Consider the following 21,823-nt stretch of genomic DNA (forward strand, 5'->3'; position numbering starts at 1 on the left):
TGGTAGCGAAGACGATCCTCCGCTATGTCGGGTTCGCGGATGGCGCTCGCTGGACTGCCTTGTGTACTTGACGCTTGTGCCATAGCTACTCCGCCGCCGGGTGCACGATGCTCCTCGGCGCTGGTGCCGCTCCCGCCGGCGCAGCTTCGTGGTGACCGGCGCCCTCGGCATCTTCGCTGTGCACGACCAGCCGCTTGGCGAAGCGCCAGATCAGGGCGCCGAGATCGTCCATCACCATGAACATCGCGGGCACGAACACCAGCGACAGGATGGTCGAGAAGATCAGGCCGCCGATCACCGCGAGTGCCATCGGCGAGCGGAACTCGCCACCCGCGCCGACCGCGAGCGCGCTTGGCATCATGCCCGCGGCCATCGCGATCGTGGTCATCACGATCGGGCGCGCGCGTTTCATGCCTGCGTCGATCATGGCTTCCTCGCGCGGTGTGCCGGCGTGAATGGACTCGATGGCGAATTCCACCAGCATGATCGCGTTCTTGGTGACGATGCCCATCAGCATCAGGATGCCGATCCACACCGGCGTCGTGAGCTGCTTGCCGGTGACCAGCAGGGCCGCGATCGCGCCGCCGATCGAGAGCGGCAACGAGAACAGAATGGTGATCGGCTGCAGGAAGGTGCCGAACAGCAGCACCAGCACGGCGTAGACCATCATCAGGCCCGCCGTGATCGCGGTAGCAAAGCCTTCGGACAGTTCGTTCAGGCTTTCGGCATCGCCGGAGGGTGAGACCTTCACGCCCTTCGGCCGGCTCTTCATGACCGGCAGGTCGTAGATCTTCTTGGTGGCGTCGCCGAGCGCGGCGGAGCCGACAAGATCGGCCGCGACGGTCGCCTGTCGCTCGCGATCGTAACGGTTGATGCTGGTCGGACCTTGGTCGAGCTTGACGTCGGCGATGACGGAGAGCGGCACGCCGCCCTTCTCGCCGTGCTCGCCGAGCGGCACGCGCAACTGTTCGAGTGTCTTCAGATTGCCACGCGCGGCATCCTCGAGCTGCACGCGGATCGGCACCAGACGGTCGCCGACGTCGAACTTGGCGAGCGCGGGGCCGACGTCGCCGATGGTGGCGACGCGGATGGTCTGCGACAGGCTTTCGGTCGACACGCCGAGCCGTGCGGCGAGATCGGCGCGCGGTTCGACGCGCAGCTCGGGCCGCTCCAGCGTGGTTTCCGAGATCACGTTGGAGATGGTGGGAATCCGCTTCATCTGCGTCGCGAGCTCGCTGGCGACGTTGTTGACGATGTTGGCGTCTGCGCCGGTCACGACCAGCGAGATGGCGCGCAGGCCGTTCTCGTCGAGGAACCAGAAGCGGATGTCCGGGATGTTCTCCAGCTCCTGGCTGATCGAGAATTCGAGCTCGCGCTGGGTGATGTCGCGGCTGTCCTTTGGCGTGTAGTTGATGATCAAAGCGGCGCGCCGGACTTCCTGGGTCCCCGGTGGAACGCGGCCGCCGTCGACGAAGATGCTCTTCACCTCGGGCCGCTTGCGCAGGCGCGCAACGATGTCTTCGGTGACCTTTTCGGTGTAGGCGAGCTGGGTGCCCGGCGGCAGCTCGAGGGCAACCAGCGAGCGCGAGCTGTCCTGCGCCGGCAGGAAACCCTGCGGCAGCAGCGTGATGCTCCAGATCGAAGCGGCGAAGACGCCGAAGCCGGCCAGCACCGTGATGAAATAGTGCTTCACCGACCAGGCCACGAGCCTGTGATAGGACCGCAGCACGCGGCCGGGCGGTGGCTCCTGGTGATTGCCATGTTTGAGGAAGTAGGCGGCGAGCACCGGCGTGACGAAGCGCGCAGCGAGCAACGAAAAGAACACCTGCACCGAGACGGTGATGCCGAACTGCTTGAAGAACTGTCCGGCGATGCCCGACATGAAGCTCGCGGGTGCGAAGATCGCGATGATCGTCAGCGAGATGGCGATCACCGCGAGGCCGATCTCGTCGGCGGCTTCCAGGGCGGCACGATAGGGCGACTTGCCCATGTTCATGTGCCTGACGATGTTCTCGATCTCGACGATGGCGTCGTCGACCAGAATACCTGTCGACAGCGTGATGGCGAGGAAACTGACGAGGTTGAGCGAGAAGCCGAGCAGGTCCATCGCCCAGAACGCCGGGAAGATCGACAACGGCAGCGAGATCGCGGCGATGATGGTGGCGCGCAGGTCGCGCAGGAACAACAGCACGATGACGACGGCGAGGATGGCGCCTTCGAACAGGGTCGAGATTGCCGCGTGGTAATTGCCGTTGGTATATTCGACCGAGGTGTCGATCACCTTCAGGTCTACGTCGGGATAGGTAGCCTTGAGCGTGTCGATGCGCTTCTGCACGGCCTCGGCGACCTTCACGTCGCTGGCACCCTTTGAGCGCTTGATGCCGAGCGCGACGATCGGCTCGCCGTTGAAGCGGGCGAAGGTGCGGCGGTCGGCGATGGTGTCGGTCACGGTGCCGAGATCGTCGAGCCGGACCTCGCCGCCGCCGAACAGCGGAATCATGGTGCCGGCAAGGTCACTCAGCGTCTTGGCGCCAGCGAGGGTGCGGATCGCCTGGTCGTTCTTGCCGATCTCGGCGCGGCCGCCGGCAACATCGACATTGGTGCCGCGCAGGCTCTGGCTGACATTGACGGCCGTCAGCCCCATCGACTGCAGGCGGTCGGGATCGAGCGAGACCAGGATCTCGCGCTCGACACCGCCGATGCGCTCGACCTGGGCGACGCCGCGCACGCCCTGCAGCGCCCGCTTGACCACGTCGTCGACGAAATAGGAGAGCTGCTCCGGCGTCTTGCCGGGCGAGATCGCGGCGTAGGTGACGATCGGCAGGCCGATGACGTCGACGCGCTGGATCAGGGGCTCGGTGACGTTCTGCGGCAGGTTGGAGCGCACGCGCGTCACCGCGTCCTTGACGTCGTTGAGCGCGCGGTCGGTGTTGGTTTCCAGCGCGAACTGGATCGTCGTCACCGACAGGCCGTCGGTGATCTGCGAGGTGATGTGCCTGACGCCTTCGACACCGGAGACGGCGTCTTCAACCGTCTTGGTGACCTGGGATTCGAGCTCGGCGGGTGCCGCGCCGAACTGCGACACCGCGACCGAGATCACGGGAATGTCGGCCGAGGGTAGCCGCGTCACCGCGAGCTTGGTGAAGGACACCCAGCCGAGGATCAGGAGGATGATGGAAAAAACGACCGACGGCAGCGGATTGCGAATCGACCATGCCGAGATATTGAGAGCCATCAGCGTACCCGCGTGCGATCGAGTTCATCGGCGAACATGGTCTTGATCTGGTCGCCGTCATGCAGCGAAGAGCCGGCGTCGGCGACGACGATTTCGCCGACGTTGAGGCCTTCCAGGATTTCCGTCGCGCTGTCCGACGACAGCCCGACCCGTACCTTGCGCGTCTCGACAATGTTGCCCTTGACGACCTGCACGGTGAGATGGTCGATCGCGGTCTTGGGAACCGCGACGCCGCAGCTTCGCTTGGCGTCGATCGAGGCGCGGGCGAACACGCCGACTTTCAGCGAGGGATTGTTGGTGACACTGATGCGCACGCGGCCGAGCTGGGTGGCGCGATCGATTTCGGGCGCGACCAGCCTGACCCGGCCGATCAGATCGGGCGCGTCGTCGCGGCTGATGCGAACGGTCGCGCCGGAGCTGAGCTTGGCCATGTGCACTGCGGGCACCTGCGCGTCCAGCTCGATCTCGTTGTTGACGGCGATACGGAACATCGGGCCAGCCTGCGGCGAGGCCGGCGCGCCGACGATGGTGCGGACCTCGGTGACGAGCCCCGGCGCAGAGGCCTTCAGCGAAACCGGACCTTGCGGGCCGGGCCGCTGCGGCTGGCCCGGGATCTGGGGCGGTGCGGTCAGGCGCGCCAACTCCTGATTGTCGGTGACGAGGGTGCCCTCGGTGACGAAGAGGTCGGTGACCCTGGATCCCTCTTGGTCAGCGACGACCACGGCTTCGCGGCGCGGCACGAAGAAGCCGGTCACCCGGACCAGGTCGGAGAAGCAGGCGTTGGTCGACTTGGTCACGATGACCAGCGCCTCGCTCGGCGTTTCCTTGGGCTCGGCGCGATGCCGGTGCTCGAATAGATAATAGCCGACGCCGAGCGCGACGACGAAGACCACCGTTCCGGCCGGCTTGAGATATTGGGAGAGGTTCATTGCCGGATCGTCCTGGCCTGGCTCACGGCCATCCGCGCGCGGCCCATGGAGAGCGTTTTCCTGAAATAAAGCAGCGTCCCGCAAGCCTGCGGGACGCGCGGTGGAAGCGAGACTTTACACCACATCACGACTTGTCACTTCAAAGGATTACGTCGTGCTCACTTCGATGCGGTGGTCTTGTTTTCCATGTTGACGACCTGCACGCGACGGTTGACCTCTGCCATCGGCTGGGCGGGGTCCTTCAGCTTGCTCTTGCCGTAGCCGACCGTGACGAGGTCGGTCGCGGAGATGCTGTATTTGTCGACCAAATAGCGCTTGATCGAATCCGCGCGGCGCTCCGACAGATCCTGATTATAGCTCTCGCCGCCGGCGGCGTCAGTGTGGCCGGCGACCACGAAGGTCGAGCCCTTCAGGTCGGGGCTGGTCAGCGCACGGCCGAGCGCCTGGACCGAGGCAAGCGATTTGGCGCTGATATTGGCCGAGTTGTAGTCGAACGTGATTTCCAGATCGATGTTCGGCTTGTCCTTGGCCGCCGACGCGATTTCTTCACGTTCGGTCGACGACAGCGAGCGTGTCGAGCGGCCGCGCACGGACTGGATCAGCTTGGTCTCCGTCGCACTCGGTGCGGGATCGGCCTGCGGAGCGATCGAGAGGCCGCGGGTCAGCGGCTTCTTCGGCGGCGGCGCCAGCGCGCGGACGATCTCGTCCTCGGTGACGTTCTTGCTGTTGCCGTCGTCGCCGGCGAATGCCAGCGGGATCGTCAGCGACAGTGCGGCGCCGACGGTGATGATGGACAGGATTGCGGTAAGTCCCTTTGCAGCCAATCTCATAGCCAGTCCCTCCTGCGCAGCCAGCTCGCGTAGTTCCAAAATCCTGCAGTAAGCCGCCCCGAAAAGGCGGGCGCGGCATCCGTTCAATTAGTCAATTAGTCTTCGCCGGGCCGCCGCGGGTTCGAGGCACATCGGCCCCGATCCAAAAAAAATATCAACGCACTCCGTAGCTTGCGAATTCCTGAACAATGTTCGGGTCCATCGCCTTGGCATTGGCGATGTCGAGCGCGCCTTCCTGGGCCGAGCCGTTGCGCTGCTTGGCGATCCCGCGTCCGAACAGCGAGGAGGTCAGGCGCGGATTGATCCTCAGGGCGGCCTCGAAATCGGCGATGGCGTTCTTGACCGCCCCCGATTTCAGATTGACCAACCCCCGGCTGTCCAGCGCGTCGACGAAGTTCGGCCGCAGCCGCAGGGCCTCGTTGCAGTCCTTCAGCGCGCCCTGGAGGTCGCCGACCACGGTGCGGGTCCAGCAGCGGTTGTTCAGAGCCTCGACGTCCTTGGGGTTGATCCGAAGCGTCTCGTCAAAATCCTTGATGGCCAAGCTGTAGGCGCCCTTGCTGGCATAGACCTGACCGCGCCGGTAAAGCGCGTTCACGTCATCCGGATTAGCCGCGATCTTGGCGGTCAGCCCCTTGATGGTGGGGTCCTCGGCGAGGGCGGCCGCACTCGGCCCGCTCTCCATGCTCGGAGCGGTCGCGGGATCGGCCGGAATCACAGGCGGAGGCGGCGGCGGTGCGGGCGGCAAGGCAGCCTCGACCTGCGGCTTCGGTGACGGAGCGGGCGCGGCCACCGTGTCGGCCGGTTTCGGCGGCGGAGGCGGTGAAGGTGCGGGCGGAGCCGGCGGCGGGTTGTTGGCGACGACCGGCGGCGGCGCGGGTGGCGGGGTCGTTGTCGGGCGCGACCCGCCGGCCCCTGGAATGAACGAGAAATCCTCGGCCAGTGAAGAGGATATCCACGGCACCTGCTCGCCCCGGGAGGCACGGGTGACGCCCATCTTGGTGCGGTTCAGCGTCTCCTCGGCCATCAGGTCGGGGACGCGGATTTCCTTGAGGAGTTCCTGGACGAACAGGCTGTGCTCGCCGCCGGCGTCCGAAACTACCGAGGCCAACGCCGCCGAATACATCACCAGCGTGCCGTTCGGCGCGATGACGGGGGTGAGGCCGGCCGAGAAGCTGCGGAACCGGCGCTCGAACGGATTGCGCCTGGAGGCGTCGACCAGCGCGATCTTGACGCCGGCGCCGCGGGTGTTGAGCTCGCCGAGCACGGTTTCGAGGCTGATTCCGTCGCGGCGCACGTCGGATTCGGTCCAGATCTGCGCATCGATGGGCAGCAAATAGCTCTGCCGCGCGGACTGGATGCCGAAGCCGCTGAAGAACACCAGTGCCACCGACCCCGGCTTGATCTTGCCGTAGAGCTTGTCGAAGGCGCGGCGCATGCCGTCGCCAGTCAGGTTCTCACCGGTTTCCACGGAAAAGCCGTCGCGCTTGAGCTCGTCGGCGACGTCGCGCGCGTCGTTGAGCGGTTCCTTCAGGGGAGCGTCGGCGTCCGGATATTTGGCGTTGCCGATCACAAGCGCAAAGCGATCGCCGGCCGCAATCGACGGAGCGGTCGGGATGAGCGACACGAGCAAGGACAGAACGAAAAGCAGGCGAATTTTCATAATTAGCGCGATCCAGCCAAAAAGGCGCCGTTTCCAGCTTGCGCCGCGGCGACCTTAACTTACGCAATGTGCATTATCAAACCGGGGAAGGGGGGCGTCAACCGCTTGCGGATTCGGCGCGATCGCGACAATTGACCGCGACGCATGGGCATGTTGCGGGGGAATAAACGGGCGGTCACGATTGCACGCGATGCATTCTGGTTGTCATTGCGGCTGCACGTTAGGGCAGCCATGGCGACAACAATGTGATTGGTCTCACATTGCGGACGGGCCTCCTTCGCAACCTCAGGTGTTTGACCTTTGCGGTGGACGATGGCTTGTTGCGATCAATCGCCCCTGAAGGTGCATCCACAAAAGAGCAAGATCAAAATCATGGGAAACGCCTACGAAATCTACGCCCTGCGCTATGCGACGATGTCACCGCGCACCCCCAACATGAACTTTCTCGCGCCCGACCCGCATGACAGCGCGGCGCAGGACCTCGACTATTTCGTCTGGCTGATTCGCGGCAACGGCCGCGACATCCTGGTCGATACCGGCTTCAATGCCGAGGAAGCGTCCGCGCGGGCCCGCAAGCTGACGCTCAATCCGGTCGACGCGCTGGAGCGCTTTGGTGTCGCGGCAGCGGGCATTCGCGATATCATCGTGACGCATCTGCATTACGACCACGCCGGCAACCTGGACCGCTTCCCGAACGCGCGCTTCCATCTCCAGGAGCGGGAGATGGCCTACGCGACGGGGCGCTGCATGTGCAACGGACTGCTGCGACATCCGTTCTCGGTCGAGCACGTCACGCAGATGGTCCGCCATGTCTATGGCGAGCGCGTCAATTTCTATTCCGGCGACGGCGAGGTCGCGCCCGGCGTCACCGTGCACCGCGTCGGCGGCCATTCGGATGGCTTGCAGGTGGTGAGGGTCGAGACCGCCCGCGGACCGGTGGTGCTCGCGTCCGATGCCGCGCATTATTACGCCAATCTCCAGCGCAGAAGCCCATTCCCGATCGTCTACAATGTCGGCGACATGGCGGTTGGCTGGGAGACGATCGAGCGTCTCGCCGGCCATCCTGACCGGTTCATTCCCGGCCACGATCCGATCGTGACCGAGATCTATCCGCGCGCCAGCGACGACGGCGATGTCTGGGCCCTGCATTTGCCGCCGTCGCGATCGTTTGCGAAGTGATCAATACGCCTGCTTGGCGTCGGCCTCTTCACTGGTCTGGATCAGGTCGAGGCTCTGTTCGATCTTGCCGAGCAGCGTCGATAGCTGTTTGCGCTCCTGCGCAGAGAGGCAGGCGAGGATCTCGTCTTCCCGCCGCAGCAATTGCGGAAACAGCTCCTCGTAGAGCGTGCGGCCTTTCCTCGTCAGTCGCAGGCGGAATTCGCGGCGGTCGGCTTCGTTCTCGACGCGCTCGATCAAACTCTGGTGCAGCAACATGGTCACCGCGCGGCTGATGGTGGATTTGTGCGTGCGGGTGCATTGCGCGACGTACTGCGCGCTGCAGGCATCGTTGCGGAAGCCGAGCGTCGCGATCACGCGCCAGGCCGGGATGTCGAGGCCGTGACGTTCCTGATATTCGACCGAAAGCGCGGCGCTGACCTCCGCCGCGAGCCGGTTGAGGCGGAACGGCACGAACCTGAACAGGTCCAGCCGTGTTTTGGGCCGCGCTGAGGCCTCATCGGCCTCGTGTGTCTTCAGCGCGATGTCGCTGGATGTCCTCGCCAAGGAGAGCGCTCCGAATTCCAGTTGACGGCCGGCCGGCTCCGGTCCAAAATAGTTGCACGTGAGACTATCTAGCAGATCAGGCCTCTCCTGACCAGAGCCGAGGTTAGCGCATGGCGCAGGCCAATACGCATCAGGCCAAAACCCAGTTCGGCTATCGCCGCCACCCCGATCAGGATCGTCCCGGGCAGGGCGCGGCCGAGCATCCCGTGGTGATCGTCGGCGCGGGCCCGGTCGGGCTATCACTGGCGATCGACCTTGCCCAGCGCGGCCAGCACGTCGTCCTTCTGGATGATGCCGACCGCATCGGCGAGGGCTCCCGCGCAATCTGCTTCTCGAAACGGTCGCTGGAATATTGGGACCGGCTCGGCGTCGGCGACCGCATGGTCGACAAGGGCGTGGTCTGGAGCGTCGGCCGCATCTTCCACGGCGAGCAGCAGCTCTACCAGTTCAATCTGCTGCCGGAGGACGGTCACAAGCGGCCGGCCTTCGTCAACCTCCAGCAATATTACGCCGAAGCCTATCTGGTCGACCGCATCAGCGAGCTGTCCGAAATCAATCTGCGCTGGCGCAACAAGGTGACGGCGCTGGAGCGCCGCAACGATTCCGTCGCGCTGACGATCGAGACGCCGGAGGGCGCCTATCGCCTGCACGCGCAATATGTCGTCGCCTGCGACGGCGCGCGCTCGTCGCTGCGGCAGATGGTCGGCGCCGACTTCGCCGGACAGGTGTTCGAAGACCAGTTCCTGATCGCCGACGTCAAGATGACCGCGGAATTCCCGACCGAGCGCTGGTTCTGGTTCGATCCGCCGTTTCATGCGGGACGTTCGGCGCTGTTGCACCGACAGCCTGACGATGTCTGGCGCATCGACCTTCAGCTCAATCGCTATGCCGACCCGATCGTCGAGAAGAAGCCGGAGAACGTGCGGCCGCGGATTGTGCGCATGCTCGGCCACGACAAGTTCGAATTCGAGTGGATCTCGCTCTACAAATTCCAGTGCCGGCGGATGGACCGCTTCGTCCATGGCCGCGTGATTTTTGCAGGCGATTCCGCGCACCAGGTCTCGCCGTTCGGCGCGCGCGGCGCCAATTCGGGACTCGAGGACGCCGAAAATCTCTCCTGGAAGCTCGACCGCGTCCTGCGCGGCGCCTCACCCGCGAGCCTGCTCGAGAGCTATCATGTCGAGCGCAGCGGGGCAGCCGACGAGAATATCCGCGAATCCACCCGCTCGACCGATTTCATGGCGCCGAATTCGCATCAGGAGGCGCGGCTGCGCAAGGCGGTGCTGTCGCTGGCCAAGGAAACGGAGTTCGGCAAGCGCATGGTCAATGGCGGGCGGCTCTCGGTGCCCTGTAGCTATGACTCGCCGCTGTCATCGCCCGATGCAGATGCGTGGCGCGGTGGACCGCTGCCGGGTTGTTCGATGCTCGATGCCCCCGTTGCGACACGCGCGGGCGAGCAAGCCTATTTGACCGATGCGTTCCGCAAGGGTGGAACGGATTTCACCTTGCTGTCGTTCAGCAACGGCGCGGCGATTGAGGCGCCTGAAGGCGTGAAGGATATTCGTATCGGCAGTGAGGATGGCCTCGCAGATCCGGCGGGGCTCACCGCAAAGCGCTATGATGCGGAACCAGGCTCAGCCTACCTGCTCAGGCCGGACGGCTACGTTGCGGCGCGCTTCCGCCACCCCACGCGCGCTGGCGTTGCGGCAGCGCTGTCGCGCGCGCAGGGCTTGAATTGAGGATTGGCTTGAATTGAGGATTGGCTTGAATTGAGGATTCGCATGCCGCTCTCGACCAGCTCCAACTTCGCGCGGCCCGACGATGCCTTTCGCGCCATCGTGGAGGCGCATCGTGGCTTCACCGACGAGCAAAGCGCCGACTTTGACGCGGCGCTGGTGCTGATTCTCGCCAACCATATCGGCGATATCGACGTGCTGCGGGAGGCCATCCTGCTCGCCAAGCGGCGCATGATCGACGGCCAGCAACAGCAACAGCAACAATAATGTCCAAAGGAACGAACTGATGGCGAAGAACTTCGCATCCACCGGCGACCTCTCGGAGAAGAAGATCACCTTCTCGGAGATCGGCACCGATCTCTACGCCTTCACCGCGGAGGGCGATCCGAACACCGCGATCATCGTCGGCGACGACGGTTGCCTGGTGTTCGACGCGCAGTCGACGCCGGCGATGGCCAACAAGGTGATCGAGCGCGTCCGCACCGTCACCGACAAGCCGATCAAATATGTCGTGCTGTCGCATTATCACGCCGTGCGCGTGCTCGGTGCCTCCGCCTACAAGGCGCAGGGCATCGTCGCCTCGCAGGAGACCTATCGCCTGATCGAGGAGCGTGGCCAGCAGGATTGGGATTCCGAGTATGGCCGCTTTCCGCGCCTTTTTCAGGACGCATCGAGCATTCCCGGCCTGACCTGGCCGACGCTGACCTTCGAAGGCGAGATGTCGATCTATCTCGGCAAGCGCGAGGTGCGCCTGATGCAGCTCGGTGCCGGCCACACCTCCGGCGACATCGTCGCCTGGGTGCCCGATGCCGAGGTGATGTTCTCCGGCGACCTGATCGAATACCACTCGGCCTGCTATTGCGGCGACGCGCATTTGCGCGAATGGCCGCTGACGCTGAACGAGATCCGCAACTTCAATCCAAAGGCGATCGCGCCGGGCCGCGGCGATGCGTTGAAGGGTGTCGCCACGGTGCGCGAAGCCATCGCGATGACGCGCGACTTCGTCACCTCGCTCTATGGCGCCGCTGAAATCTCGGTCGCCAGGGGCCGCACGCTGAAGGAATCGATGGCCGCGACGCGCGAGGTCATGGATCCGAAATTTTCGAGCTTCGCCATCTACGAGCACTGTCTGCCGTTCAACGTGTCGCGTGCCTACGACGAGGCGTCGGGAATCGACGACCCCGTGATCTGGACCGACAAGCGCGACCAGGAGATGTGGGCCGCCCTGCAAGGAGGAGGATCATCATGAACATCAATACCTCGCCCGATCAGATCATTCGCAGCACAGCCCAGGTCACACCGGGCTACATGTCCGGCTTCGGCAACAGCTTTGAGACCGAGGCGCTGCCCGGCGCGCTGCCGATCGGACGCAACTCGCCGCAGCGCTGTGCCTACGGGCTCTATGCCGAGCAGCTCTCCGGCTCGCCCTTCACGGCGCCGCGCGGCAGCAATGAGCGCTCATGGCTCTATCGCATTCGCCCGTCGGTGAAGCATTCGGGACGCTTTATCCAGGCCGATGCCCGGCTGTGGCGCACTGCGCCGTGCCATGAGCAGGAGATCATGATCGAGCAGCTGCGCTGGGATCCGGCGCCGATCCCAAAGGAGGACATGACGTTCCTTCAGGGCGTGCAGACCATGACGACCGCCGGCGACGTCAACACCCAGGCCGGCATGGCCGCCCATGTCTATCTCATCACCAAGTCGATGGTGGACCAGCACTTCTACAATGCCGACGGCGAGCTGATGTTCGTGCTGCAGCAGGGCAATCTTCGCCTCGTCACCGAGTTCGGTCGCATCGATGCCGAGCCCGGCGAGATCGCGGTCATCCCGCGCGGCGTCAAGTTCCGGGTGGAGATTCCGAACGGGCCGGCGCGCGGCTATCTCTGCGAAAACTACGGCGGCGCCTTCACGCTGCCGGAGCGCGGGCCGATCGGCGCCAATTGCCTTGCCAATGCCCGCGACTTCCTGACGCCCGTCGCTCACTACGAGGACAAGGACACCCCGACCGAGCTGTTCGTGAAATGGGGCGGATCGTTGTTCAAGACGCAGTTGCCGCACTCGCCGATCGACGTCGTCGCCTGGCACGGCAATTATGCGCCGTACAAATATGATCTGCGCAGCTTCTCGCCGGTCGGCGCGATCGGCTTCGATCATCCCGATCCCTCGATCTTCACCGTGCTGACCTCGCCGTCGGAGACGGCAGGCACGGCGAATATCGATTTCGTGATCTTCCCCGAGCGCTGGATGGTCGCCGACAACACCTTCCGCCCGCCGTGGTATCACATGAACATAATGAGCGAGTTCATGGGCCTGATCTACGGCGTCTATGACGCCAAGCCGCAAGGTTTCGTGCCGGGCGGCATCAGCCTGCACAATTGCATGCTGCCGCACGGGCCCGATCGCGACGCCTTCGAGCACGCCAGCAATGGCGAGCTGAAGCCGGTCAAGCTGACCGGCACCATGGCCTTCATGTTCGAGACCCGCTACGCGCAGCGCGTCACCGCACACGCCGCGAATTCCGCGACGTTGCAGGACGATTACGCGGATTGCTGGAAGGGCCTGGAAAAGCGGTTCGATCCGAGCAAGCCGTGACGTTCTTCCCCTCTCCCCCTTGCGGGAGAGGGTGGATCGCCGCATTGCGGCGAGACGGGTGAGGGGTCTGTCTCCGCACATGAGCCTCTCGCAGTATCAATTGTCGATGCAACCCCTCATCCGGCGCTTCGCGCCACCTTCTCCCACAAGGGGAGAAGGAAAAAGGACTGGCGAAAAGTGACAACCCACCCCAACGACCCCAGCCTCCGCTCCTTCATCGACGTCGATCCCGCCTCCGACTTCTCGATCCAGAACCTGCCTTACGGCGTGTTCTCGACCGCGGCCAATCCGACGCCGCGCGTCGGCGTGGCGATCGGCAGCTACGTGCTCGATCTCTGGGAGATCGAGCAGGATTCGCGGCTCGACGTCGGCCCGCTCGGCGTGTTCTCGACGCCGTCGCTCAATGCTTTCATGGCGCTGGGGCCAAAGGTCTGGGCGAAGACGCGGGCGCGGATCAGCGAGCTGCTGCGCCACGATCATCCAGAACTGCGCGACAACGAGGAGCTGCGCAAGCAGGCTCTGGTACCGATGCGCGATGCGAAACTGCATCTGCCGTTCGCGGTCTCAGGCTACACCGATTTCTATTCGTCGAAGGAGCACGCCACCAATGTCGGCGTGATGTTCCGTGGCAAGGACAACGCGCTGCAGCCGAACTGGCTTCATATGCCGATCGCCTACAACGGCCGTGCCTCGACCGTCGTGGTCTCCGGCACCAAGGTGAAGCGGCCGCGCGGGCAGCTCAAGCCGCCGAATGTGGAGGCGCCGAGCTTCGGACCGTGCAAACGGCTCGATTTCGAGCTGGAGATGGGCGTCGTGGTCGGCCAGCCCTCAGCCATGGGCGGCATGCTCACGGAGCAGCAAGCCGAGGAGATGATCTTCGGTTTTGTGCTGCTCAACGACTGGAGCGCGCGCGACATCCAGCAATGGGAATATGTGCCGCTTGGCCCGTTCCTCGCCAAGGCGTTCGCGACCTCGATCAGCCCGTGGGTGGTGACGCGCGAGGCGCTGGAGCCGTTTCGCCTGAGCGGGCCGGCGCAGGAGCCGGTGCCGCTCGACTACCTCAAGCAGGGCAAGCCGCAGAACTACGATCTCGAGCTCGACGTCTCCTTGCGTGCCGCCGGAGCCAACGCGCCAGCCGGTATCAGCCGTACCAATTTCAAGTATATGTACTGGTCGTCGGTGCAGCAGCTGATGCACCACGCCTCCTCCGGCTGCGCCATGAATGTCGGAGATCTCCTGGGCAGCGGTACGATCTCCGGCCCAGAGAAGAACCAGCGCGGCAGCCTGCTGGAGATCAGCTGGAACGGCACTGAGCCGGTCGAATTGCCCGGCGGCATCAAGCGGTCATTCCTGGAAGACGGCGACAGCCTCGTCATGCGCGGCTGGTGCCAGGGCCAGGGCTATCGCGTCGGTTTTGGTGAGGTCGAGGGGACGATTTTGGCGGCGGAGTAGGGCCGAGCTCTCGCCATATTCTCCGTCATTGCGAGGAGCCCTTGCGACGAAGCAATCCAGACTGCTTCCTCGGAGACAGTCTGGAGTGCTTCGCTTCGCTCGCAATGACGGCGGGGAGACAGCTCACCGCTTCTCCGGCGCGACATCGCGTATCCTCGCGCAATGCGCCGCGACGTCCTCCAGGCTGTACTTCAGATGCACCCGCTTGTCCGACGGCGCCTGCTTGGTCGTGCACACGCCCGGTCGCCATTCCCGCGTTGGCCTGATCGGGCGCGGCGCAAAAGCGCCGCCGCAGTTCGGGCAGACGTTGGAGAGTTTCGTCTCCACGCAGTCCGCACAGAACGTGCATTCATAGGAGCAGATCCGCGCATCGGTTGCGTTTGGCGGCAGGTCGCGGTCGCAATATTCGCAGTTCGGTCGAAGCTGGAGGGCCATGGCTCAGTCTCCGCAGATTTGGCGGCGATCATCGCAGATCGCGCGCGCAGCGCGAATGCCGGATTTCCCTCGATTTCAGCCGGGTTTGATTTCTTTCAGCGGCAGACGCGTGCTTTCCTTCAGCCTGTCGAGCACGATCGATGAGCGCACATGCGCCACGCTCTGGTGCGGCATCAGCACGTCGTTGACGAGATTGGAGAGACTCTTGAGGTCGCGCAGCACGGCTTTCAGCACATAGTCGGCGTCGCCCGTGAGCGAATAGGCCTCCTGGATCTCGTCGATTCGATTGACCAGCGTTCGGAAGCGCTTCGCATTGTCCGGCGAGTGGGTTGCCAGCGTTACCTGGATGAAGGCGACCACGCCGAAGCCCAGCGCTTCGCTGGAGAGATCGGCATGGTAGCCCGAGATCACCTTCTCCTCTTCCAGCCGCATCCGTCGCCGCGAGCATTGCGAGGCCGAGAGTCCCGCGAGGTCGGCGAGCTCCTGGTTGGTGAGGCGGCCGTCGTCCTGGAGTGCGGCAAGGATCTTGAGGTCGAAGGCATCCACCAAAGTCATGCGCGGTTTGCCCTTTTTCTGCACAGATCGTGCGCAAGATAGCCAAATGACGTCCCGTTTGCACGCTCATTGCAGGCGCCATGAAGGATAGTTCATGGCAGCAGCAATTTGGGAGAGCGCCATGGGTCCGTTTCCGCACGATGCACCGCCGGCCACGATCAGTGCCGACAATCCGATGGGCACCGACGGGTTCGAGTTCGTCGAATATGCGCATCCCGATCCGGAACAGCTGCACGCCCTGTTCAAGCTGATGGGCTATGCGCCCGTCGCGCGCCACAGAACGAAGAGGATCACCGTCTATCGCCAGGGTGATATCAACTACCTCGTCAACGAGGAGCCCGGCACCCACGGTCACAATTTCGTCGCCGCGCACGGCCCCTGTGCGCCGTCAATGGCGTTTCGCGTCGTCGATGCGAGGAAGGCCTATGACCGCGCGATTTCGCTCGGCGCCGAACCTGCCGATGTGTCATCCGCGCAGAAGACGCTCGATGTCCCCGCGATCAAGGGCATCGGCGGCAGCCTGCTCTACTTCGTCGATCGCTACGGCGCCAAGGGCTCGGCCTATGACAGCGAGTTCGAATGGCTCGGCGCGCGCGATCCGCGTCCCGCCGGCGCCGGCCTGTTCTACCTCGATCACCTCACCCACAACGTCCATCGCGGCCGCATGGATGTCTGGACCGGCTTCTACGAGAAGCTCTTCAACTTCCGCCAGATCCGCTTCTTCGACATCGAGGGCCGCGCCTCAGGCCTGTTCTCGCGGGCGCTGACGAGCCCCGACGGCAAGATCCGGATTCCGATCAACGAGGACGCCGGCGATTCCGGCCAGATCGAGGAATATCTGAATATCTATCGCGGCGAAGGCATCCAGCACATCGCCTGCGGTTGCCGCGACATCCACCGCACCATCGAGGGCCTGCGCGAGGCCGGTCTGCCTTTCATGCCGGCGCCGCCAAACACCTATTTCGAGCGGATCGACGCGCGGTTGCCGAAGCATGGCGAGGACGTCGCGCGGCTTCAGAAAAATGGGATCCTGATCGACGGCGAAGGCGTGGTCGACGGCGGCCAGACCAAGGTGCTGCTGCAGATCTTCTCGGCCAACGCGATCGGCCCGATCTTCTTCGAGTTCATCCAGCGCAAGGGTGACGACGGCTTCGGCGAAGGCAATTTCAAGGCGCTGTTCGAATCGATCGAGGAGGATCAGATCCGGCGTGGGGTGTTGAAGGTGGATGCGGCGTAGGCGCGCTACCTTAAGGCACGCCGCGACGTCAAAAGCAGCCGTCGTCCTGGCGAAAGCCAGGACCCATTACCCCAGCGAGCGGTTGTTGGGCGAACTGGTAACTCCGAGTGTTCGTCAAACCACGTTTGGTGGCTATGGGTCCTGGCCTTCGCCAGGACGACGGTGGAGTGTGGTGCGGCAGTGGAAAATCTTGCAGCCCCTAACGCCCGACTTGCCACGCCTTCGTCACCGCGCCGATCTCCGCCCCTTCCGGCTCGCGCACCGCTGACGGCGTCCGCGAAAAGCGCGGCGCCGGCGCCGGCTGCTTCACGCCGTGACGCTCGACAAACACCTGTCGGGCGACCATGTGCGGATGCTCGGTCGCTTCCGACATGGTCAGCACCGGCGCAAAGCAGATGTCGGTGCCTTCCATGATCTTGCACCAGTCCTCGCGCGTCTTGCTCTTGAACACCGTCTTCAGTTTTTCCTTCAGCGCGGGCCAGGCCTTGCGGTCCATCTGTGCGTCGAAGTCGGCGTCGGTCAGGCCGGCGTGCTCGCGCAGCAGCGCGTAGAATTGCGGTTCGATCGAGCCGATCGAGATGAAATGGCCGCAGGCGCATTCGTAGACGCCGTAGAAATGCGCGCCGCCGTCGAGGAAGTTCTCGTTGCGGCCTTCGGTCCAGCGGCCGAGCGTGGTCATGTCGAAGAAGAACGACATCAGCGATGCCGCGCCGTCGCACATCGCGGCATCGACGACCTGCCCCTTGCCTGACCGCGAGGCTTCCAGCAGCGCCGCAAGCACGCCGACGACGAGGTAGAGCGCGCCGCCACCGAAATCGCCGACCAAATTGAGCGGCGGCACCGGCGCTTCCTTGGTGCCGATCGCGGCAAGCGCGCCGGTGATGGAGATGTAGTTGATGTCGTGGCCGGCGGCACTGGCGAGCGGGCCTTGCTGGCCCCAGCCGGTCATGCGGCCGTAGACCAGCTTTGGATTGCGCGCGAGCACCACGTCAGGGCCGAGGCCGAGCCGCTCCATCACGCCGGGACGAAAACCCTCGACCAGCGCGTCGGCATTCGCAAGCAGATCGAGCACCTCCGCGATCGCCGTCTTGTCCTTGAGATCGAGCTCGACCACCTTGCGGCCGCGGCCTGCGACCGACTTCATGCTCTTCCTGGCGCCGACACGATCGAGCGTGACGACATCAGCGCCCATGTCGGCCAGCAACATGCAGGCGAACGGGCCGGGTCCAATGCCGGCGAATTCGACGATGCGGAAGCCTGCAAGCGGGCCGGAGGCGCGAACGGAGGAGTTTTGGGCTGATTGATCGAGCACGTGTTTGTTTCCTCGGATCCAAGGCGCATATTGCCGATGGTCGGCAAGCACCAAGGCGTTCCTCTGCGGGGCGAGTTAATTGACCGATTAACTTTTCTCGCCTTCACGCCAGCGAGGCAAGCGCATTTCATCGGCACGGCCAAAGAAAAACGGCGCGCACCGAAGTGCGCGCCGCGGAAGATTTGTGTTGAGGCGCTAAAGGCGCGATGATCAGCGTGCGGCAGCCACCGCGCGCTGCGCCATCACCTTGATCAGGTTGGCGCGGTACTCCGCCGTGCCGTGGATGTCGGCCAGCAGATTTTTCGCCGAAATGCTCACGCCGTCGATCGCCGACGGTGACCAATTCGCCTTCAGCGCCGCTTCGATTGCCGCGACCCGCATCACGCCGCTTTGCGAGGCGCCGGTGGCGGCCACCCGAACCTCGCCCGATTTCGTCTGCGCGACGAACACGCCGGTCAGCGCGAAGCGAGACGCAGGGTGGCGCATCTTTTCGTAGCCTGCTTTCGCCGGAACCGGGAACGACACGGCGGTGATGAGCTCGCCGTCTTCCAGCGCCGTCGTGAACATGCCCTGGAAGAAATCATCCGCCGTGATCGACCGCTTGTTGGTCTTCACGGTGGCGCCGAGCGCGAGCAGCGCGGCGGGAAAATCCGCGGCGGGATCGTTGTTGGCGATCGAGCCGCCGATCGTGCCGCGATACCGCACGGCGGGATCGCCGAGCACCGAGGTGAGATAGGCGATTGCGGGAATCGCTTTCTTCACATCGGCATTCTGCATGATGTCGAAATAGGTCGTGCCGGCCTTGATGGTCAGCACGTCGCCCGAAAGCTCGACGCCCTGCAGCTCCTTGATCTTGCCGAGGTCGATGACGTCGGACGGACTGGCGAGCCGCTGCTTCATGACCGGCAGCAGCGTCTGGCCGCCGGCGAGGAACTTTGCTTCGCTGCTCTTGGAAAACAGGGCGACGGCTTCGTCAACCGAGGACGCGCGATGATAAACGGTCTGGTACATCTTCGTTCCTCCCTTAAGCCGCGTGGATCGTGCGCCACACCCTGTCCGGGGTTGCGGGCATTTCCAGATTGTTCTTGCCGATCGCGTCCGTGATCGCATTGATCACGGCCGCAGAGGCGCCGATCGCGCCGGCCTCGCCGCAACCCTTGATGCCGAGCGGATTGCCGGGGCACAGCGTCGTGGTGTGGGAGAGATTGAACGAGGGAACGTCGTCGGCGCGCGGCATGGCGTAGTCCATGAACGAGGCCGTGACCGGCTGCCCGTTGGCGTCGTAGATCGCGTGCTCGAGCAACGCTTGTCCGATGCCTTGCACGAGACCGCCATGGACCTGGCCTTCGACGATCATCGGGTTGATAAGCCGACCGAAATCGTCGGCCGCGACGAAGTTGACGAAGGAGGTCTTGCCCGTACCGGGATCGACCTCGAGCTCGCAGATGTACGTGCCGGCCGGGAAGGTGAAGTTGGTCGGGTCGTAGAAGGCGCTCTCCTTCAGGCCCGGCTCCATCCCGTCAGGCAGATTGTGCGCGGTGTAGGCCGCGAGCGCGACCATCGGGAAGGCGATCGCCTTGTCGGTCCCGGCCACCTTGAACTCGCCGTTCTCGATGACGATGTCGCCTTCCGAGGCTTCCAGCGCATGCGCGGCGATTTTCTTGGCTTTGGATTCCATCTTCTCCATCGCCTTCAGGATCGCGGTGAGGCCGACAGCCGCGGAGCGCGAGCCGTAGGTGCCCATGCCGAACTGCACCTTGTCGGTATCGCCATGGACGATCGAGACCTGGCTGATGGGAACGCCGAGGCGTTCGGCTACGAGCTGGCAGAACGTGGTCTCGTGACCCTGGCCGTGGCTGTGCGACCCCGTCAGGACCTCGATGGTGCCGACCGGGTTGACGCGGACCTCGGCGGATTCCCAAAGGCCGACGCCGGCGCCCAGGCTGCCGACCGCCTTCGACGGCGCGATGCCGCAGGCTTCGATGTAGCAGGACACGCCGATGCCGCGCAGCTTGCCGTCGGCCTTCGCCTTGGCCTTGCGCCCGGCAAAGCCGGCATAGTCGATCGCCTTCATCGCGGCGTCGAGCGAGGCGTTAAAATCGCCGGTGTCATAGGCCATGATCACGGGCGTCTGGTGCGGGAACTGGGTGATGAAGTTGGTCCGGCGCAGCGCGGCCGGATCGACCTTCAACTGCCGCGCCGCCGTCTCCATCAGACGTTCGATCAGATAGCTCGCCTCGGGGCGGCCGGCGCCGCGATAGGCGTCGACCGGCGTGGTGTTGGTATAGACCCCGACCACCTCGGCATGAATCGCCGGGATGTTGTATTGGCCCGACAGCAGCGTCGCGTAGAGATAGGTCGGCACCGAGGACGAGAACAGCGACATGTAGGCGCCGAAATTGGCGTAGGTCTTCACCTTCAATCCGGTGATCTTGTTGTTGGCGTCGAACGCCATCTCGGCATGGGTGACGTGGTCGCGGCCATGCGCATCGGTGAGGAAGGCTTCGGTGCGGTCGCCGGTCCATTTCACGGGACGGCCGACTTTCTTCGAGGCCCACAGCGCCACCATTTCTTCGGGGTAGATGAAGATCTTCGAGCCGAAGCCGCCGCCGACGTCGGGTGCGATCACCCGCAGCTTATGCTCGGGTGCGATGTTGTAGAACGCCGACAGCACCAAGCGGGCGACGTGCGGATTCTGCGACGTCGTGTAGAGCGTGAAGTGCTCTTCCGCGGAATCGTAATCGGCGATCGCGGCGCGCGGCTCCATTGCATTCGGCGCGAGGCGGTTGTTGGTGACGTCGAGCTTCACCACGTTGGCGGCCTTGGCGAAGGCAGCATCGGTGGCGCCCTCGTCGCCGATCACCCAGTCATAGACCTGGTTGCCGGGAGCTTCGGGATGCAGCTGCGGCGCGCCGGACTTGATCGCGGCGTGGACGTCGGCGACCGCGGGCAGCTCTTCGTAGTTCACGACAACGGCTTCGGCCGCGTCGCGTGCGAGATTTTTGGTCTCGGCGATCACGACTGCGACGGCCTGACCGACGAAGCGCACCGTCTCCGGCGCCATTGCCGGCCATGCGCCCATCTTCATGGGGCTGCCGTCCTTGGAGGTGATAGCCCAGCCACAGATTAGGTTGCCGACCTTGTCGTCGACGATTTGCTGACCGGTCAGCACGGCGACCACGCCCGGCATCTTCAGCGCCTCGGAGGAATCGATCCCCTTCACCTTGGCATGCGCGTGCGGGCTGCGGATGAAATGGGCATGGGTCATGCCCTGCAATTTGATGTCGTCGACGTAGCGGCCCTTGCCGGTAATGAAACGCTTGTCTTCCTTGCGCACGACGCTCGCGCCAATGCCTTCAACACCCATGTCTGGTCCTCCCGACCGGAATTTATCTTGACCGCGCTTTCCCTCGAAAGCGGCGGCGATCGTTCTTGTTCGAGGCGGGCCGCTTACTCGGCCGCCTGCGAGACCTTCATGCGGCCTGCCGCGTCCAGCACGGCTTTGACGATGTTGTGGTAGCCGGTGCAGCGGCAGATATTGCCTTCGAGCTCGTGGCGGACGGTGGCCTCGTCGAGCTGGCCACCATGGCGGTGCACGATGTCGATGGCCGACATGATCATGCCCGGCGTGCAATAGCCGCACTGCAGGCCGTGATTGTCGCGGAAGGCCGCCTGCATCGGGTGCAGTTCGTCGCCCTTGGCGATGCCTTCGATCGTCGTGATGCTGGCGCCGTCGGCCTGTCCCGCCAGCATGGTGCAGGATTTGACCGCCTTGCCGTCCATATGGACGACGCAGGCGCCGCACTGGCTGGTGTCGCAGCCGACATGGGTTCCGGTGAGGTTGAGGTGATCGCGCAGCAGCTGAACCAACAGCGTGCGGTCCTCGACGTCAACGGCAACAGCCTTGCCGTTCACCGTCAGTTTGACTGTAGACACGTTGAAGTCCTCCCGGGGTCGATTTTGATTGTTTCTAATTAGAGACAGCGACCCGGAACTTTGCAACTACGATTTTGGTCGCCCGCGTCATGGAAAAGTCATTGATTCAGAATGGCCAGCGCTGATTGAGGAGGCCGAGTCGACCGGATCGGGCGCGGCGCCGGGCCGCGGCTGGGATGCCAGCCTCTGTCT

General features: G+C 64.2%; 18 protein-coding genes. 7 read left to right on the plus strand and 11 right to left on the minus strand.

Annotated features, from left to right (window positions below; all coding sequences use genetic code 11):
• Positions 1 to 85 precede the first annotated feature (85 nt).
• From BRA1417_RS0106215 to BRA1417_RS0106230, 4 genes are all read right to left on the minus strand, one after another.
• Entirely contained in the window at positions 86 to 3,235 is a 3,150-nt protein-coding gene (locus BRA1417_RS0106215; RefSeq protein WP_027515082.1) for an efflux RND transporter permease subunit, read from the minus strand.
• Positions 3,235 to 4,164, minus strand: a complete 930-nt coding sequence (locus BRA1417_RS0106220) for an efflux RND transporter periplasmic adaptor subunit (RefSeq protein WP_027515083.1) — start codon at positions 4,162 to 4,164, stop codon at positions 3,235 to 3,237. Before BRA1417_RS0106220 ends, BRA1417_RS0106215 begins: the two co-directional genes overlap by 1 nt.
• Before the next feature lie 158 nt (positions 4,165 to 4,322).
• Positions 4,323 to 4,994 carry an OmpA family protein gene (locus BRA1417_RS0106225; protein ID WP_027515084.1) on the minus strand — a complete coding sequence of 224 codons (672 nt, stop codon included), beginning with the start codon at positions 4,992 to 4,994 and terminating at the stop codon, positions 4,323 to 4,325.
• Positions 4,995 to 5,148: 154 nt separating this feature from the next.
• The gene (locus BRA1417_RS0106230) at positions 5,149 to 6,654 is read right to left on the minus strand and encodes a caspase family protein (protein ID WP_027515085.1); all 1,506 of its coding nucleotides are present in this window, start codon (positions 6,652 to 6,654) and stop codon (positions 5,149 to 5,151) included.
• A 372-nt stretch (positions 6,655 to 7,026) separates the two neighbouring features.
• Between BRA1417_RS0106230 and BRA1417_RS0106235 the strand changes: the two genes are divergently transcribed.
• On the plus strand, positions 7,027 to 7,833 hold the full coding sequence (locus tag BRA1417_RS0106235) for an N-acyl homoserine lactonase family protein (RefSeq protein WP_027515086.1): 807 nt from the start codon (positions 7,027 to 7,029) through the stop codon (positions 7,831 to 7,833).
• On the opposite strand, the gene BRA1417_RS0106240 is transcribed toward BRA1417_RS0106235, so the two are convergent.
• Positions 7,834 to 8,376, minus strand: a complete 543-nt coding sequence (locus tag BRA1417_RS0106240) for a MarR family winged helix-turn-helix transcriptional regulator (RefSeq protein ID WP_027515087.1) — start codon at positions 8,374 to 8,376, stop codon at positions 7,834 to 7,836. It lies immediately after the preceding gene.
• Positions 8,377 to 8,486: 110 nt separating this feature from the next.
• Between BRA1417_RS0106240 and BRA1417_RS0106245 the strand changes: the two genes are divergently transcribed.
• The 5 genes from BRA1417_RS0106245 to fahA all read left to right on the plus strand — a co-directional run bounded on the left by BRA1417_RS0106245 (position 8,487) and on the right by fahA (position 14,156).
• A complete protein-coding gene (locus tag BRA1417_RS0106245; RefSeq protein ID WP_027515088.1) occupies positions 8,487 to 10,115 on the plus strand; it encodes an FAD-dependent oxidoreductase in 1,629 nt (542 codons plus the stop codon).
• Between the two features lie 42 nt (positions 10,116 to 10,157).
• Positions 10,158 to 10,379 carry a DUF2783 domain-containing protein gene (locus BRA1417_RS0106250; RefSeq protein WP_027515089.1) on the plus strand — a complete coding sequence of 74 codons (222 nt, stop codon included), beginning with the start codon at positions 10,158 to 10,160 and terminating at the stop codon, positions 10,377 to 10,379.
• Between the two features lie 19 nt (positions 10,380 to 10,398).
• The gene (locus tag BRA1417_RS0106255) at positions 10,399 to 11,361 is read left to right on the plus strand and encodes an MBL fold metallo-hydrolase (protein ID WP_027515090.1); all 963 of its coding nucleotides are present in this window, start codon (positions 10,399 to 10,401) and stop codon (positions 11,359 to 11,361) included.
• Positions 11,358 to 12,704, plus strand: coding sequence for a homogentisate 1,2-dioxygenase (gene hmgA, locus BRA1417_RS0106260; RefSeq protein ID WP_027515091.1), 1,347 nt, complete (start codon positions 11,358 to 11,360; stop codon positions 12,702 to 12,704). The genes BRA1417_RS0106255 and hmgA overlap by 4 nt, the downstream gene beginning before the upstream one ends.
• A gap of 177 nt (positions 12,705 to 12,881) precedes the next feature.
• Positions 12,882 to 14,156, plus strand: coding sequence for a fumarylacetoacetase (gene fahA, locus BRA1417_RS0106265; protein WP_027515092.1), 1,275 nt, complete (start codon positions 12,882 to 12,884; stop codon positions 14,154 to 14,156).
• Positions 14,157 to 14,279: 123 nt separating this feature from the next.
• Here the strand turns inward: fahA and BRA1417_RS0106270 are convergent, their stop codons facing one another.
• Both BRA1417_RS0106270 and BRA1417_RS0106275 read right to left on the minus strand, forming a co-directional pair.
• The gene (locus tag BRA1417_RS0106270) at positions 14,280 to 14,591 is read right to left on the minus strand and encodes a DUF1272 domain-containing protein (protein ID WP_027515093.1); all 312 of its coding nucleotides are present in this window, start codon (positions 14,589 to 14,591) and stop codon (positions 14,280 to 14,282) included.
• A gap of 75 nt (positions 14,592 to 14,666) precedes the next feature.
• On the minus strand, positions 14,667 to 15,146 hold the full coding sequence (locus BRA1417_RS0106275; RefSeq protein WP_027515094.1) for an Lrp/AsnC family transcriptional regulator: 480 nt from the start codon (positions 15,144 to 15,146) through the stop codon (positions 14,667 to 14,669).
• Between the two features lie 121 nt (positions 15,147 to 15,267).
• Between BRA1417_RS0106275 and hppD the strand changes: the two genes are divergently transcribed.
• On the plus strand, positions 15,268 to 16,383 hold the full coding sequence (gene hppD, locus BRA1417_RS0106280) for a 4-hydroxyphenylpyruvate dioxygenase (RefSeq protein ID WP_027515095.1): 1,116 nt from the start codon (positions 15,268 to 15,270) through the stop codon (positions 16,381 to 16,383).
• Between the two features lie 199 nt (positions 16,384 to 16,582).
• Here hppD and BRA1417_RS0106285 read toward each other — a convergent pair whose 3' ends face one another.
• The 4 genes from BRA1417_RS0106285 to BRA1417_RS0106300 form a co-directional block, all read right to left on the minus strand.
• A complete protein-coding gene (locus tag BRA1417_RS0106285; protein ID WP_027515096.1) occupies positions 16,583 to 17,695 on the minus strand; it encodes a CaiB/BaiF CoA-transferase family protein in 1,113 nt (370 codons plus the stop codon).
• Between the two features lie 210 nt (positions 17,696 to 17,905).
• Positions 17,906 to 18,706 carry a xanthine dehydrogenase family protein subunit M gene (locus BRA1417_RS0106290; protein ID WP_027515097.1) on the minus strand — a complete coding sequence of 267 codons (801 nt, stop codon included), beginning with the start codon at positions 18,704 to 18,706 and terminating at the stop codon, positions 17,906 to 17,908.
• Between the two features lie 13 nt (positions 18,707 to 18,719).
• Positions 18,720 to 21,062: a xanthine dehydrogenase family protein molybdopterin-binding subunit gene (locus tag BRA1417_RS0106295; protein ID WP_027515098.1), complete on the minus strand. Its 2,343-nt coding sequence runs from the start codon at positions 21,060 to 21,062 to the stop codon at positions 18,720 to 18,722.
• 83 nt (positions 21,063 to 21,145) lie between these two features.
• On the minus strand, positions 21,146 to 21,631 hold the full coding sequence (locus BRA1417_RS0106300; protein ID WP_027515099.1) for a (2Fe-2S)-binding protein: 486 nt from the start codon (positions 21,629 to 21,631) through the stop codon (positions 21,146 to 21,148).
• Positions 21,632 to 21,823: the final 192 nt, after the last annotated feature.

It is taken from the genome of Bradyrhizobium sp. WSM1417, from assembly GCF_000515415.1.
In the GTDB taxonomy this organism is placed as follows: domain Bacteria; phylum Pseudomonadota; class Alphaproteobacteria; order Rhizobiales; family Xanthobacteraceae; genus Bradyrhizobium.